This window comes from Oligoflexus tunisiensis (assembly GCF_001748245.1).
Taxonomy (GTDB): Bacteria; Bdellovibrionota_B; Oligoflexia; order Oligoflexales; family Oligoflexaceae; genus Oligoflexus; species Oligoflexus tunisiensis.
This window is the reverse complement of record NZ_BDFO01000001.1, coordinates 6324866-6339379: the sequence shown is the minus strand read 5'-3', so window position 1 is coordinate 6339379 and position 14514 is coordinate 6324866. Positions and strand designations below refer to the sequence as shown.

At 55.9% G+C, this 14514-nt stretch carries 14 protein-coding genes; 8 read left to right on the top strand and 6 right to left on the bottom strand.

Translation table 11 applies throughout. The annotated features are described in order from the left end of the window. The first annotated feature begins 12 nt into the window (after nt 1-12). The 6 genes from OLTU_RS26285 to OLTU_RS26260 all read left to right on the top strand — a co-directional run bounded on the left by OLTU_RS26285 (nt 13) and on the right by OLTU_RS26260 (nt 6690). Nucleotides 13-1194, top strand: a complete 1182-nt coding sequence (locus OLTU_RS26285; RefSeq protein WP_218110274.1) for a glycosyltransferase family 1 protein — start codon at nt 13-15, stop codon at nt 1192-1194. Beyond that, on the top strand, nt 1178-3364 hold the full coding sequence (gene rfbD, locus OLTU_RS26280) for a dTDP-4-dehydrorhamnose reductase (protein WP_141735704.1): 2187 nt from the start codon (nt 1178-1180) through the stop codon (nt 3362-3364). Before OLTU_RS26285 ends, rfbD begins: the two co-directional genes overlap by 17 nt. Nucleotides 3365-3374: 10 nt before the next feature. Beyond that, nucleotides 3375-4523 carry a UDP-galactopyranose mutase gene (gene glf / locus OLTU_RS26275; RefSeq protein ID WP_141735703.1) on the top strand — a complete coding sequence of 383 codons (1149 nt, stop codon included), beginning with the start codon at nt 3375-3377 and terminating at the stop codon, nt 4521-4523. Between the two features lie 69 nt (nt 4524-4592). Continuing rightward, nucleotides 4593-5777 (top strand): hypothetical protein, encoded by a 1185-nt coding sequence (locus OLTU_RS26270; RefSeq protein ID WP_141735702.1) that lies wholly within the window; start codon nt 4593-4595, stop codon nt 5775-5777. Next, complete coding sequence (locus OLTU_RS26265; RefSeq protein WP_141735701.1) at nt 5774-6508, top strand: ferritin-like domain-containing protein; 735 nt, start codon at nt 5774-5776, stop codon at nt 6506-6508. The genes OLTU_RS26270 and OLTU_RS26265 overlap by 4 nt, the downstream gene beginning before the upstream one ends. Then, nucleotides 6505-6690, top strand: coding sequence for a hypothetical protein (locus OLTU_RS26260; RefSeq protein ID WP_141735700.1), 186 nt, complete (start codon nt 6505-6507; stop codon nt 6688-6690). The genes OLTU_RS26265 and OLTU_RS26260 overlap by 4 nt, the downstream gene beginning before the upstream one ends. Before the next feature lie 15 nt (nt 6691-6705). Here the strand turns inward: OLTU_RS26260 and OLTU_RS32100 are convergent, their stop codons facing one another. Next, entirely contained in the window at nt 6706-8040 is a 1335-nt protein-coding gene (locus OLTU_RS32100; protein ID WP_176736980.1) for a family 43 glycosylhydrolase, read from the bottom strand. A gap of 81 nt (nt 8041-8121) precedes the next feature. Then, nucleotides 8122-8682, bottom strand: a complete 561-nt coding sequence (locus OLTU_RS26250; RefSeq protein WP_141735699.1) for a hypothetical protein — start codon at nt 8680-8682, stop codon at nt 8122-8124. A 257-nt stretch (nt 8683-8939) separates the two neighbouring features. Between OLTU_RS26250 and OLTU_RS26245 the strand changes: the two genes are divergently transcribed. Further along, nucleotides 8940-9410: a hypothetical protein gene (locus tag OLTU_RS26245; protein WP_141735698.1), complete on the top strand. Its 471-nt coding sequence runs from the start codon at nt 8940-8942 to the stop codon at nt 9408-9410. Next, nucleotides 9410-10195, top strand: a complete 786-nt coding sequence (locus tag OLTU_RS26240) for a pirin family protein (protein ID WP_176736979.1) — start codon at nt 9410-9412, stop codon at nt 10193-10195. The genes OLTU_RS26245 and OLTU_RS26240 overlap by 1 nt, the downstream gene beginning before the upstream one ends. A gap of 4 nt (nt 10196-10199) precedes the next feature. On the opposite strand, the gene OLTU_RS26235 is transcribed toward OLTU_RS26240, so the two are convergent. The 4 genes from OLTU_RS26235 to OLTU_RS26220 are packed head-to-tail and all read right to left on the bottom strand — an operon-like array spanning nt 10200 to nt 14469. Next, the gene (locus OLTU_RS26235) at nt 10200-10628 is read right to left on the bottom strand and encodes a hypothetical protein (RefSeq protein ID WP_141735696.1); all 429 of its coding nucleotides are present in this window, start codon (nt 10626-10628) and stop codon (nt 10200-10202) included. An 18-nt stretch (nt 10629-10646) separates the two neighbouring features. Further along, on the bottom strand, nt 10647-11582 hold the full coding sequence (locus OLTU_RS26230) for an SPFH domain-containing protein (protein ID WP_141735695.1): 936 nt from the start codon (nt 11580-11582) through the stop codon (nt 10647-10649). Next, on the bottom strand, nt 11579-12481 hold the full coding sequence (locus OLTU_RS26225) for an SPFH domain-containing protein (RefSeq protein ID WP_176736978.1): 903 nt from the start codon (nt 12479-12481) through the stop codon (nt 11579-11581). The genes OLTU_RS26230 and OLTU_RS26225 overlap by 4 nt, the downstream gene beginning before the upstream one ends. A 14-nt stretch (nt 12482-12495) precedes the next feature. Then, entirely contained in the window at nt 12496-14469 is a 1974-nt protein-coding gene (locus OLTU_RS26220) for a SulP family inorganic anion transporter (RefSeq protein WP_141735693.1), read from the bottom strand. Nucleotides 14470-14514 lie beyond the last annotated feature (45 nt).

The following is a 14514-nucleotide window of genomic DNA, read 5'->3' as shown; positions in this document are numbered from 1 at the left end:
GAGGAGTTGAGAATGAAAAACCAGATGAATGCCTTTGACAATATCACGAAACCCGATCTGATCTGCTTTTCGCATTTGCGTTGGAACTTTGTGTTTCAACGTCCCCAGCATCTGATGACTCGCATCGCGCGTGAACGTCGGGTGTTCTTCTTCGAAGAACCTATATTCACCGACGAATCCGCACCGCGCCTGCATGTGCATCAGGACGGGGAGAATCTTTACGTGGCGACACCGCATATTCCCCATGGCCGGGATGAAGTGGAGTTGAACGCCACCATGAAAGAACTCCTCACCACGATGATGGAATCGCATGAGATTGTCCACTATTTGAGCTGGTACTACAGCCCCATGCATCTCAAGCATTCCTATCACCTCACGCCGGTCGTGAGCGTCTATGATTGCATGGATCAATTGGCGAACTTCAAGTTTGCGCCTCAGGAGTTGCCGCTGCTCGAGCAAAGCCTGATCAATAAGGTCGACATGGTGTTCACGGGAGGCTTCAGTCTGTATGAAGCGAAAAGACACTTGCACCGCAAGGTCTATCCCTTCCCCAGCAGTGTGGACACGACGCATTTCGCAAAGGGGCGCATCACTCGCGAGGACCCGTCCGATCAGGCGTCCATCCCAGGCCCCCGCTTTGGTTATGCCGGGGTCATCGATGAGCGCATCGATATCGAACTCCTCGATCAGGTGGCGGCCGCGCGTCCCGAGTGGAACTTTGTGATGGTCGGGCCCGTGGTCAAAATCGATCCGGCATCGCTGCCGCGCAGACCCAATATTTTTTATCTCGGCGGCAAGCCCTATGAACAGCTCCCGGAATACCTTGGGGGATGGGACATTGCCATTCTGCCTTTCGCGCGGAATGATGCCACCCGTTATATCAGTCCGACCAAAACTCCAGAATACCTGGCGGCAGGTTGTCGCGTGATTTCAACCTCGATCCGCGATGTTGTGCATCCCTATGGCGATAAAAATCTGGTTTCGATAGCCGATGATGCGGCCACGTTTATCGCGAAGGCTGAAGCCATCCTTGCCGATCGTCAAGGCTACGATGCCTGGCTGGAGCGCGTGGATCAATTCCTGGAGCAAAATTCCTGGGATAAAACTTACGCGGATATGTGGCAGCTGGTGCAGGGGCAGTACATAATACAAAACGTCGTCCAACCGAGTGCGGTTTATGGAACACAAGCTTGAGCTGTGGGCAGGTGTGGAATGCACCGCCAACCGCGTCCAGGACACCTACTTTGATCAGATCAAGTGGAGTGGTCATGATGCGCGGCCCGAGGATCTGAGGCGATTTGCCGAGCTGGGCATCCGGACTCTGCGTTTTCCCGTCCTATGGGAACGCTGCTATCGGAGTTCGGGTGGCTTTGACTGGTCCTGGGCGGATGAGCGGCTCGCCCTGGCTCGTGAGCTGGGGATTGAACCGATCGTGGGTTTTGTCCATCACGGCAGTGGACCTCCGTCCACCAACCTGCTCGATCGGGAATTTCCAAACAAGCTGGCGGATTTCGCCTCGCAGTTTGCGCAGCGTTACCCTTGGGTTAAACGCTATACGCCGATCAACGAACCCCTGACCACCGCGCGATTCAGCGGCCTTTACGGGGTTTGGTTTCCGCATCATCGCAATGACCGCAGCTTTCTGCAGATGCTTCTGCATGAGTGCCTCGGCATTGCGCAGGCGATGCAGGCGATTCGTCAGCATATTCCGGAGGCCGAACTGATTCAGACTGAGGATATGGGTCGCATCTTCAGCACCCCTTTCCTCGCTTATCAGGCGCGTTTTGAAAACCGCCGGCGCTGGCTCAGTTTTGATCTGCTCTTCGGTCGTGTCACACAGGATCATCCCCTGTGGGATTACATGATGGAATATGGCATCGAGGAAAAGCAATTGCTGATGCTGAGTGAGAATCCATGCCCACCGGCTGTTCTGGGCATCAATCACTATCTGACCAGCAATCGCTTTCTGGATGAGCGTTTTGAATTCTATCCGCCCCACAGCCGCGGCGGCAATACCCGGCATCGTTATGCCGATATTGAAGCTGTGCGCGTGGGTGGCGAATGCATCTATGGGCCGAAGGAGCTTCTGCGCGAAGTCTGGCAACGGTATCGCCAGCCTTTGGCGATTACCGAATGTCATGTGGGCTGTACCCGCGACGAGCAGCTGCGCTGGCTTTATGAAGTCTGGCAGTCCGCTCATGAATTACGCGCGGAAAACGTCGATATTCGGGCGGTCACGGTCTGGAGTCTTTTGGGTTCCTTTGATTGGAACAGCCTCGTGACCCGTGCGGACGGATACTATGAGTCCGGCGTCTTCGATATTCGAGGAGGCCGTGAGCCGCGTCCCACGGCCCTGTCCAAGCTGGTGAAGGCCATCAATCAAGGGGAGGAGTTCGATCATCCGGCTCTCGATACCCTCGGCTGGTGGCATCGGGCGGATCGGGTGCTCTATCCCACTTCGGTTCCGGACGTCGGCATCGGTCAGCGTCCGAGCAGTATCCTGCGGCCGGACAGGTCGCGGCAGATACTCATCACAGGCAGTCCAGGAACCCTGGCCACCGCCTTTGGTTTTATCTGTGAACGCCGCGGCCTCAAGTATCGTTTGCTGAGTCACAGGGATCTCGACATCGCGGACTATCAGGCAGTCCAGGCCTGCCTCAGTGAGCTGCGTCCGTGGGCCGTGATCAACGCCGCCGGCTATGTGAAGGTGGATGAAGCGGAGAAAAATCCAGAGGCCTGTTTCCGCGCGAATGTGCAGGGAGCCCAGGTGCTCTCGCAGATCTGTGCCGCGATGGGCATTCAGTTTCTCACCTATTCCACGGACCTGGTCTTCGATGGCCAACAGAATAATCCCTACAATGAACGGGATTTCACGGCGCCATTGAATATTTATGGTCAGTCCAAGGCGATGGCGGAAAGTCGGGTGAACGAGGCCCATCAGGAGGCGCTGATCATTCGCACCAGCGCGTTCTTTGGGCCCTGGGATGAGTACAACTTTGTGATTCAGTCCTTGCGTCAGCTGTCGCGCGGACGTGAAATCGGTGCCTTCCATGATCAGGTGGTTTCGCCCACCTATGTGCCGCATCTGGTGGATGCCAGCCTGGATCTTTTGATGGATGGCGAATCAGGAATCTGGCACCTCGCCAACAATGGTGTCATGAGCTGGTTTGAATTCGCCTGTGAAGCCGCCAGGCTTCAAGGCCTGGATACGCAATTGATTCGACCGATCGATTCGGCGAATGTCCTGCATATGGCCCGAAGACCAAAATTCAGTGCACTCGGGAGTGAAAGGGGGCAGCTTCTGCCCAAACTCGACTCTGCCCTGGATCGATTTATGACAGAATGCCGTGTGGCGATGAGATAGGGGATGAAGAATGACAAAGAAGATTGCGATAGCCGGGGCTGGATTTGCAGGGGCTGTGGTGGCCAGGGAGCTGGCCGCAACGGGAAAATATAAAATTGTGGTATTTGAATCGCGGCCGCATCTCGCCGGGAACTGCCACACGGAACGTGATCCCGCCACAGGCGTCATGGTGCATCAATATGGACCTCACATCTTCCATACCAGTCGTGAGGATGTGTGGGAATATGTGAACCGCTTTGCGAAGTTCGGTCCTTATACGAACCGGGTCAAGGCGGTCACAGCCCGTGGCGTTTTCTCGCTGCCAATCAACCTTTTGACCATCAACCAGTTTTTCGGCAAGACCTTTGATCCCCGTGAAGCCCGGGAGTTTATCGCCTCCCTCGGTGACGCTTCGATTGAAGAACCGAAAACCTTTGAAGATCAGGCCTTGAAATTCCTGGGCCGCGACCTGTATGAAAACTTTTTCTACGGCTATACGAAAAAGCAGTGGGGCGTCGAACCCACCGAACTGCCGGCCTCCATCCTGAGCCGTCTGCCGGTGCGCTTCAATTACGATGACAACTATTATACGTCCCGTTATCAGGGCATCCCGGTGGAAGGATATACGGCCATCATCGAGAAAATCCTCGATCACGAAAACATCGAGGTCCAGCTTGGAGAGAAATTTGATCCGAACTTCAAGGATCAGTTCGATCACGTGTTCTGGAGTGGCCCGATCGATGCCTACTATGACTTCGCGCTGGGCCGCCTCCAGTATCGCAGCCTGCAGTTTGAGCGTTTCGATGCCGACGGGGATTATCAGGGCAACCCGGTGATCAACTACTGTGAAGCGCGTATTCCCTATACGCGCATTACGGAACACAAGCATTTCGCGCCATGGGAAACTCATGAGAAGACGGTCTGTTTCCGCGAGTACAGCAAGCTCGCGGAACCGCATGACACTCCCTATTATCCCCTGCGTCTGCAAAAGGATAAGGAGCTGCTCCGGAAATATATGGACAGGATTCAAAGGGAACCGGGCATCACGTTCATTGGTCGCCTCGGCACCTACCGCTATCTCGATATGCATGTCGTGATCGGTGAGTCGCTCGATCTGGCGAAGACCTGTCTCGAAAAGAGCATGGCGGACTGGCCCAAGTTCAGCGCGAGTCCTCTGTAAAACGCCCGGGTTCTGGCACGATGTCTGCAGATTTGTCGAGACGCAAATGACCAGACATTGGAGGAACCTATGGGAATGAAATTAGAGGAAAACCGAGGTTATCCGTTGGATAAGCAGCTACGGTCCTGGAAAGATATTGTGGTCGAGCCCATCAGTAAACTTGATGACGACGCCATGACTCGTGTGCGGCAGATCCTCATGAACGGGATAGAAATCGAAGCCTTGCGATTTTCCCATGCCTGCTTTCGGATGAATCCTGAAATCCAAAAAGAACTCGCCATTATCCGACGGGTGGAGCAGCATCAGGCGACAACCATCAACTGGCTGACCCCACCCGATCAATCGCCACTGGAAACGACGATCGCTTACGAGCAGGTGGCCATTGAAGTGACCGCTGCCGTCGCCCAGCGGGAACCTGATCCTTATCTGGCCCAGGTTTATCGCTTTGGTCTGCTCGAGGACTTCGATCACCTTTACCGGTACTCGGCGCTGATGGATCGCCTTGAAGGCAAGGATGCGAACTCCATCCTGCAAAGCTATACGGATATCCTGCCCGGCCGTCCCACGATGGTCGAGCACCGGCATCCGGTGGATGATATTCGTACACCGTATGAAAAAAGCAGCGCGCATCCCTTGACCAAGCTGCATGCGTTGACGATCATGGCCGGTGAATTCCAAACCCACGACTACTACATGAACGTGGGCCCGCTCTTCTCGGATCCCCTGGCCCGGCAGCTCTATGCCGAGATCGCCTCCATCGAGGAACAGCACGTCACCCAGTATGAGTCGATCGCTGATCCAACCGAGAACTGGCTCGAAAAGTGGCTGCTGCATGAGGCCAACGAAGTTTACAACTACTATAGCTGTGTCGAGCAGGAAACCAACCCCCGGATCAAGGCCATCTGGGAAAGATTCCTCGATTATGAACTCGGGCACCTGAATGTGGCCATGGATGTGTTCAAAAAAATCGAGCGTCGTGACCCGATGTCGGTGATTCCTTCCGTTCTTCCCGATGCCCTGCCCTACCAAAGCAACCGCAACTTTGTGAAGGGTGTGCTGTCTGCGGAGATCAATCTTTCCGCCAATGGAGTCACCTTCGTCGATCGCAGCCAGGAGCAGCAGCGCTCCATTCAATACCGTGCTCAACTGAATGCTTCGGGATCGCCTTCCGAGGCGGTGGCCAGCAACTACCGCTGGACTCCCGGAACTGAGTTGACCCGATCCACGTACGCCATGGAAGGAGCTGTATCATGACTCATCTGGAACCCACGCTTGGCAGAAATCGCACCGGCAGTCAGATGTCGCCCCTCATGACAGCTGCCATGCTTGAATCCTCGAAGGACTTCCCTTGGGACGAGATGGAAGCGTCTCTGGATACACCGGAAAAGATTCGAATGGACTACGTGAAGGACGCTCACACCATTGGCTCCATTCCCGTGCCGATGACTCTGAAAGGTATGGCCAAGACCGGTTATGAAAAGGTCAAAGGTGAGAAACCCGAGATTCTGGTCGACAAGCTGGGTGAACGCCTGGCCTTCGAACGCACGGGCGTGCGGCTTTATCGGGCTCTGATTCGCAAATGCGAAGCCGATCCCATGCGGGATCCCAGGGTGGATCTCCTTCGTCTACAGGAGATCTGTAATTCGGAGCTGGAACATATGATGCTGCTGAAGAAGGCCATGGAGGATGTGGGCGCGGATCCCACCGCCATGACACCTGGCGCGGATACCATGGCCGTCGCCTCCATGGGGCTGGTGCAGGTCTTGAATGATCCGCGGACGAGCATCTCGCAGTGTTTGGAGGCTATTCTGATTGCTGAACTGGCGGATCAGGACGGCTGGAACCTTCTGATCGAACTCACCCGTGACATGGGCGATCAAGATCATTTGGCTCAATTCCAAAGAGCCATGGCCGAAGAGGAGCAGCATGTCATCGATATACGCATGCTTCTGAAGGAACTGACCATGGGGAAAACCAAGCTATGAAGAGCCTGCGTTCTGTTCTCCTTCTGTCTCTTGGCTTCAGCATGCAGCACTGCACGGATGTGCCACCCTCCGAACGTCATCAGACGCGCGCCCAGGAGTGTCTTCCTCCCGGCGATCCGGCTTATGACATGAATCTGGGTGAGCCCAAGTGCCCGAATCCGCCCCTGACGGATCCGAACTGAAGGGAAAGGGAGCCTTCAGGCTCCAGAGGTACGGATAAAGCCAGTGGCTTCATCATTCTGCAAGGTGGGCCAGGGCGATCCGAAAATGGGATCGCCCGACTCATCCCAGAAAAAGGGCTGCATCCGCACATGGCGGTTCCATCCCGCTCCACTATGTTTGGCTGCGTGATAAACTATCCAGTCATGCCCTTCATATTCGATAAACGAGGCATGGCCGGGTCCAAACACGCGATCGGTTCCAGCGAAGACGGGTCCCCGCTTTTTCCAATTGCGCTTCTCCAGGACATTTCCGCCCTGAAACGTCAAAAGACCCAGCTGATAATGGTCGGTCCAGCTGCCACTGGCTGAATACACGATGTGCAGACGCCCGTGCTTTCGCAGAATTTGCGGCCCTTCATTGACATAAGGCGGCCCGCCGAGCTTTTCCCAGGGGAATTCGGGGCAGGAGATCATGGTGCGGTCATGACCCACAGGACGGATCAGAACCTTGTCGATCTTGACCTTGCCAATCCCTTCCGCGAGGCGCAGCACGTTGCAGCCCTGGACCAGTTCGATCGTTTCAAAGTGAGTCTGCCAGTTGCGGTTGCCCGTCGGCGTATAGTGCAGACCGAGATGACTCTCATCGTTGATCTCAAGCCGCTGCATGCCGGTTGCGGTGCACGAATAGAGAATTTCCAGGCTATAGGAACCGGCCTCTTCCGCCGTGACTTCCAGATTGAGCAGGGTTCCGGTTTGCCGCCTGAGGGGCTTGATTACGGGGTTGGGAACGGTCTGCTCCACCAGCGTCCAGGGATTCTCCATCCGGGCGATATAGAGGTTCTGCTGGATATTGGCATGTCCGTCCCAGCCGGACCAGACGAAGTAACGCTGGCCGTCATCCATTTCAAGGACAGTACCATCAATCGCCCAGCGATCTGTCGACGGTGAAATCTGGCCTTTGAAACGGAAAGGGCCGGTCGGGCTGTCGCCTTCCAGCACATACATGCGATGCGTGTGATTGTTGCCGTCAGAGGCCGCAAAGTACACGTACCAGCGGCCATCCAAATAATGAAGTTCAGGCGCCCAGGTCTCGTGAGAGTACGCCTGACGTTTGGGAGCGCGCCAGATCAAATGTTTCTTGGCCTTGGCCAGCCGCGTGGGGCAGGAGGCGTAGCTCACGTAGATGGATGATTTATTGTCAGAGAAGCAATAGTAATAAAGCTCGTCTTTTTGGATGATCCAGGGATCGGCGCCGGTCTCGATAATGGGATTACGGAATCGCGTTTCGTCGAAACGGAAATCCTGCAGGAGTTTGGGATCCACCACTCTTGTCCTCAGCACGATTTGATAACGATGAGCAAATCGTAGCATGGTTTTTTGAGCGGATCCAGGTACATTTCCCCATAAAACAGGGGAAAATGGGGGGCTTCCCCAGGGGGAAGCCTCATCTTATTAGCGTGAGCTGCTAGTGACGGCCTTGTAAATGTCCGACTCGTCATAGGTGGTGGGGCGTTTTTCCAGAGTGGAACCATCCTTATCCTCGGTCACGGCGCCGAAGACAATGCCGCCTTCCACTTCTTTCACGCGATCATAGGTCACGCTGTTGGCGGCAGGAATTTGCGTGCCGCCACAGTCAAGGCCTGCCACTTCATGAGGCACGCCGGCTTCCCAACTGGCGATGCCACAGAGCTGAGAGGTGGTGAAGCTCTCGGCAACACGAGCATCAAGCGCGGTCAGTTGAATCGAGGCCGAGGTGAAATCAACGGCGCCATCGGCCGCGATCGTGTAAGGACCCTGGAAGGTGAAGGAGTAAGCAGCCGCGGAGCAAGTCAGATCACCGTAAATGGTCTGAATCTGCGTCGCTGTTTCCTTTTCGAAGTTAATACTCCGGCCGACCGAAAGGCCTTCGTCTTGAACCGGCCAGCAGTCGGCTTGATAGAGACCTTGAATGTCAGCCATCGCCATACTGCCAACACAAAGAGCACCCAGGGCGAGAAGTTTCGAGAAGAGCATGATTTCCTCCATACGCGTGAATTTGAGAAACGTATTTGCACCGGAGCATAGACAGCGTTGCTATTTTTGGTCAATGCGAAAACGCTCAACAGAAAAGATTTCCGTCTGTCCGTTTTCAGCAACAGCGCAAAACATGGGAGTGGAAAGAGTTTCAGGATGAGCTAAAGTTGGCAACAGGGATTTCGCTTGTCTCGGCTGACTTGGGAAATTACTCTGACTGTGCAACGTGACCCGCTCCATGCAGGCAGGAGGACAGGATGAGCTTTTTTATCAGTGCTCTGGTTTTGATAATGCTCGCGTTTCTCTTTGTCTTTCTCGGCGTTGGCTTGGCGCTGATTCTGGGAGTGATCCTCGTGATCGCAGGCTTGTTCGCGGCGATCAATTTTATTTTTGATGGCAGTGGATTCACCGGCAAGGAGGTTCCTCAAAAATTCAATGAGTGCCTCCTGGAGGAACCGCCCGAGGAATGTCTTCAGGATTGGACGACCTGGGATCAGGACAAACTGGAGGTGATAAAAATTTTGGCAAAGCAGGTGCAGAATGATCTTGGCGTGCGCGGCGCCAGTCGTTCCACGGAGTATATGGCGGAAACGCAGAATGGTCAGCAGTCGGTGCGCATGGAACTTGTCACCGACTATGAAAAGAAAAAATCCGTTCAGGAACATTACCTCCTGATCAAAAAGGATGGTGAGCTCCGGATCGCCGAGCTGAAATGGGACTATCAGTAATGGGAAAGAAAGTTCGGCCTCCGCAGTATTTCACCCGTGTGCTGTCTCCTGCGGAGCAGGCCTGTGGAAGTTTTGATCAGGGTGCGATCACCGAACAAAAGATGATCGGCTTTGCCGGCGAGGGTTCCGCCATTCATCGGATCGGCCCCCTTTACTATTGGGCCTGGGCTCAGGCGGATCGAATCGCAGCTGTGGAGGCGCATCCGCATCGCGGTTTTGAAATCCTGTCCTATGTCCTGGAAGGAGCGATCGAACATCGGGATACGCTCGGCCATCGCTCCCGCATCGACGCCGGTGGTCTGCAGCTCATGCAGACTGGATCGGGAATGGAACATGAAGAGCACTTTGTTCAGACTCCAGCCAGGAGTCTTCAGATCTGGCTCGATCCGCATTTTCGTCAGGAGGTGGGAGTTCCACCCCGCTATCTCTCCTGGAGCGCCGCACAATTTTCGCAGGAGGGGGCCGCCACGAATCTTTTGGGCCGGCAGAGTCCGGTCTCACTCGTCACGCCGGATGTGACAATGCAGGATCTCAATCTTGCGGCGGGTACCCATGCGGATGGGGATGTAGCAGCCAACATGGGTTGGGCTGCCATCGTTCTGAAAGGACGGGGAAGCTGGCGGGTCGGGAATCAGGACTTTGTCATCGGCGCGCGGGATTTTCTCGTGCATCAGGCGGAGCATGAAACACGGTGGGAGGTGAACGCGCACGAGAATCTGCGCTTGATCTGGCTGCGCGTGCCTCTCGTGCTGCCGTATCCCCTCTTTCCCAAACCGCGCTCGTGAGATCTTACTTATCCTTGCTCTTGCCTTTGGCCAGAGGCGGTTTCACAGGAATCTTTTTCAGCCGCACCTGATTGTCCACGAGGTTCAGCACCACCGTGATCGCCTCGCCCCAGTCGGTGGAAAAGGTTGCGGTGCGCTCGGACACCAGGCGCGGACTCACCGCCTTTACCGAGCAGCTCCATTTTCCAGGATTCAACCAAAGACCATCATTGTAATAACGATCACCCCAGTCGTGGATGATCTGCGCCCCGGGGGCCAGGGTCTGCTCGGGGAGAACGATGTCCAGCGCGGACACCGAAATATTCCGGCAGCTGAGGGTCATGGGAGCCTGCGCCTCATTGCGCAGAGTCCACCGGGTCGCGTGCGTGGATCCCTGGGCGAGGCTGCTCGCCAGGATTCCCCATAAGACTGTGATCAATCCCATCTTTCGCATAAAATCCTCCTTGTGCGGTCAACTCTTGTGTTCGTCTCTCTCCACGGCGTGCAAACCCGACGCGCGGTTGCCGTGAATCGGAATATGATCGAAGATGTTGGGTACGGCCATGGCTGCATCCAAAGCCTTTATTTCCTGATCCGCAAAACCGCGGAAGGCCACGGTCCGTTGCGGCTTCATCAGGGAAAGCTCATACAGTTCCCGATAGGCGCTGAGCAGCTCCTGATTTTTTCCGAGCCTGGCATAAGCGCTGCCAACCGCGAGAGCATACTGACCCTGGGCCTCGGCCACCAGACCGGCGATCGTGGCCGAAGTTTCCGCATCCAGCTGCGCGGCCTCCAGGCGCCCGGCTTCCTCGATATCGACCCTGGCCTTGTCAAGGCGGGCGGCGACCGTATCAAAGAGCTGCTGCGCGACATCAGGCAAAAGACTGAGCTTGCTGATAAACACCAGCTCAATTTCCAGGCCCCAGCGCGATGTTTCCTCCCGAATATCCTCTTTCAGAAGACGACCCAGTTCGCTGCGGTTGCTCAGAATCTGCTGGAATTCAAAATTGCCGAGGATCGACGCGGTGGAGTTGGTTAAAAGACTCTGCAAAGCCGCCTCAAAATTGTCCACGCGGAAGAGGGCCTTCTCAGGAGCCGCAATCGACAGCTCAATCCACACATCGATGACCACGGTGGTCCCGCTGCGATCATTGACGTGGATTTCCTCATAGTGACGAAAGTCCCGCTTGAGCGAGATGGGTTTCACCTTGACCCAGGGCCAGGCGCGGCGCGGATACAGGTGAAGGCCGGGTTGATCCAGGGTTTTTTGCCAGCGCCCGAAGGTCGTGACTATCGCGGCGGTTCCATCCTCGACCTGGATGGTGAACTGTTTGAAGAGAAAGGCTCCAAAAGGAAGCAGCAGGAGCCCACCCAGAAAGCTCAGGACGATTGCGAGTTGAATGGTCATGACGGCCTCTTGATATAGGAGATTCGGGATTCAGCCAGAACTTCGTTGCGGCGACGTTCGACATAAAGATCGAGCGTTCCATTTCTTTGGAGCTCCACGAGCAATCCTCCCATGGTTCCAATTTCATCCTCCACAGCGCGCGCTCGCGCCCGGGCAATGGCGAGACCCTTGCGGGCGGCCAGGAGTCTTTGTTCGCACTCCGCTTCGGTCTGGGCCAGAAGTCTTTGCGCTTCGCTTTGAGCATTCATCACACTGTTGAGGGAATGCGCGAGTTCATCCGGCGGCAGAATATCGGTGAGGTCCACACCATCGAAGCGGACTCCATAACGATCCCCGATCTGGGCCCGGCAGAATTCCTGAATATGCTGATTCAGAAGACGCCGATCCCGGCGGATGGCGGCATACGAACCGACCCGCACCGGCAGATAGGGCAGCTGCTTCAAATCGGTCGGAGCCTTGGTCTCCGGCTGATCGAAGTTGGCGATCTCGTTGCGTAGAAGACAGGTGAAAAGACCCTTCACATGCTCGACCGGACGTTCCATCGAAAAAAGATAGTGATGCAGATGCGCGGCCTGTGGGGTGAAGCGCAGTTTGGAATCGAGCCGTAGCATGGTGCCGTCGGACGCCATCGCGGTCGTTCCTCCCTGCTCACCCGAGAGGTCAATCATCTGTTCCATCATCGAAACCTTATGCACGGTCTGCCAGGGCCATTTCCAATGCAGGCCGGGGCCCAGGGTTCGGAGCTGATCTTCGCGGCCATCCACATGCAGGGCCTTGCCGCAACTGACCAGAACACCGACGTGCCCTTCCTGAACCTGAAAAAGACAACGACTGGCGAGATAAACGAGGTACAACAAAAAACCACAAAATAGACTGACAAGAATTTCACCTGACCACACGATAGGTTCTCCTTTTAAAAGCGATCCACCCAGGAACGTTGTCCGCTCACGACAGCGACTTTGCGCCGGACGTGATTCTGCTCCTGATGATGCCGGCGATAGGCCGACACCAGACCCTTGTTCACGTCAACCACGTCCTCATTGAAATGCCGATGGGCATCCGTCACCGGTGGCAATTGATCGGCTTTCGCCTGGGAATCGACCACCGCTCCATGCGGCACATAGCGACCCGCTTCGATCTCCACACCGACGACGATGGCGCCTATCCCGACATAACAATGCGCTCCCACCACCGAGTCATGCACCACGGCCTGAAAGCCGACAAAGGAATGATCACCGATGTAACAGGGCCCATGGATCAGAGCCTGATGGGCCACGGAAACCTCTTCACCGATGAAGACGGCCCAGTCCTCACCCGCAACGTTCACCCACTTTTCCTTCAACGCATGAATCACCACTCCGTCCTGAATATTCGAATTCGAACCAATGAAGAAAGGGGAGCCTTCATCCGCCCGCACCGAACTTTCCGCTGCGATGTGGACATGCTCACCCAGGACGACCCGGCCAATGACCGAAGCCTTCTGGTGAACGAAGGACGAGGCGGCAGGCTGGGCTCTTTCCCTGATCTGGGAGAGCCAGTTGCTGCCGGAGGCCGCGGGATGATAGTGCGCCGGTCGCCGTTGACTCTTTTCAGGATTTTTGATCACAGCCCGTCGGCCTTGTGCCCCCGCGGGACGCGGCCCTGCGGCGCTTTCTGATTTTCCAGCCCGCCAATGACTGAACCAGGCCACCAGAATGCCCAGCACCAGCCCGAGCATCAGATGACCGGTCAGAGTTCCAACAGCGGTCAGAAGAAAGGCCAGAGCCTGCACGCGGTCCTTGTGCCAGTAATGAGCCAGCGTATGAACTTCGATCAGGCGCATGCCGATGACGCAGAGCAGACCGGCCAGCGCAGCGAGCGGAATCAGAGCCATGGTTTCATTCAGATACAGAATGGAAAAAAGCAGGATCGCACCATGCAGAAGAGCACTCAGCCGGCTCCGGGCTCCACATTGCACATTCACTGAGGAACGAACCACAACGCCGGACACAGGCATCCCACTGACCAGACCGGACCCGATGTTGGCCAGGCCCTGGCCGAAGAGTTCCAGATCCGGCATATGCGGTTTGCGTGCTTGCGCCAGACGATCGATGGCCTGTGCGGACAGCAGCGATTCAATCGCAGCCAGCAGGGCCAGCGGCAGGGTTGCGAGGATCAAACTCAACCACCTGTCGGCGGCGAGGGAAGGCAGAGCCGGCCAGGGCAGGAGGGCCGGTATGGTTCCGACCCGATCCAGCTTCCAATTGAGTTGGACCGACACCGCGGTAATGATGGCAATCCCGACGAGCGCCGCCGGAAAACGTTTGAAGGGTTTGCAGGTCGTGACCAGAAACGCCACGAAGAGCCCACAGACCACGGCCAGCCATGAGACCTCGTGCAACCAGTCCGGCCTCTCCAGCATCACCGCGATTTCAAACACGGTGTAGTTGAAGCCAAGAAATTCCGGAATCTGATTGTCGAGCAATTTTAAACCGACACCGGTGGTAAATCCTGCCAGCACCGCTTCCGGCACGAAACGCATGAAACGCCCGGCTGACAGGGAACAGAGCACAATCTGGACAGCACCAATGATCAGGCAGGCGGCCGCGACACCGACCGCTCCATAATCCTTTGTGATGGAAAGCACCATGATATTCAAGGCGGCGGCCGGTCCGGTGACCTGCAAGGGGGCACCACCGAAGATGGCAGCGATGCCTCCACCGATGGCGCCAGCCAGAAGACCGGCACTCGGCGGCAGCCCGGAAGCCACTGCCAATGCAATGTTCAGAGGAAGAGCGACAGCGGCCACGGTCACCGCTGCGATCGTGTCCTGAGGCAAAGAGGAACTGCGAAAAACATCGAGCCAGCTTTGCTTCCAAAAAAGCAAAAGCGTTTGGAATTTTTGCATAAGAAGCCCACTGCTGAAAAATTTCAACCCATGCAAACGTAAACT

Coding starts and splice junctions, on each gene's coding strand:
- OLTU_RS26285 (WP_218110274.1), top strand. CDS start 13: ATGAAAAACCAGATGAATGCCTTTGACAATATCACGAAACCCGATCTG.
- glf (WP_141735703.1), top strand. CDS start 3,375: ATGACAAAGAAGATTGCGATAGCCGGGGCTGGATTTGCAGGGGCTGTG.
- OLTU_RS26235 (WP_141735696.1), bottom strand. CDS start 10,628: ATGCGAAAGATGGGATTGATCACAGTCTTATGGGGAATCCTGGCGAGC.
- OLTU_RS26245 (WP_141735698.1), top strand. CDS start 8,940: ATGAGCTTTTTTATCAGTGCTCTGGTTTTGATAATGCTCGCGTTTCTC.
- OLTU_RS26270 (WP_141735702.1), top strand. CDS start 4,593: ATGGGAATGAAATTAGAGGAAAACCGAGGTTATCCGTTGGATAAGCAG.
- OLTU_RS26240 (WP_176736979.1), top strand. CDS start 9,410: ATGGGAAAGAAAGTTCGGCCTCCGCAGTATTTCACCCGTGTGCTGTCT.
- OLTU_RS32100 (WP_176736980.1), bottom strand. CDS start 8,040: ATGCTACGATTTGCTCATCGTTATCAAATCGTGCTGAGGACAAGAGTG.
- rfbD (WP_141735704.1), top strand. CDS start 1,178: ATGGAACACAAGCTTGAGCTGTGGGCAGGTGTGGAATGCACCGCCAAC.
- OLTU_RS26220 (WP_141735693.1), bottom strand. CDS start 14,469: ATGCAAAAATTCCAAACGCTTTTGCTTTTTTGGAAGCAAAGCTGGCTC.
- OLTU_RS26265 (WP_141735701.1), top strand. CDS start 5,774: ATGACTCATCTGGAACCCACGCTTGGCAGAAATCGCACCGGCAGTCAG.
- OLTU_RS26250 (WP_141735699.1), bottom strand. CDS start 8,682: ATGCTCTTCTCGAAACTTCTCGCCCTGGGTGCTCTTTGTGTTGGCAGT.
- OLTU_RS26230 (WP_141735695.1), bottom strand. CDS start 11,582: ATGACCATTCAACTCGCAATCGTCCTGAGCTTTCTGGGTGGGCTCCTG.
- OLTU_RS26260 (WP_141735700.1), top strand. CDS start 6,505: ATGAAGAGCCTGCGTTCTGTTCTCCTTCTGTCTCTTGGCTTCAGCATG.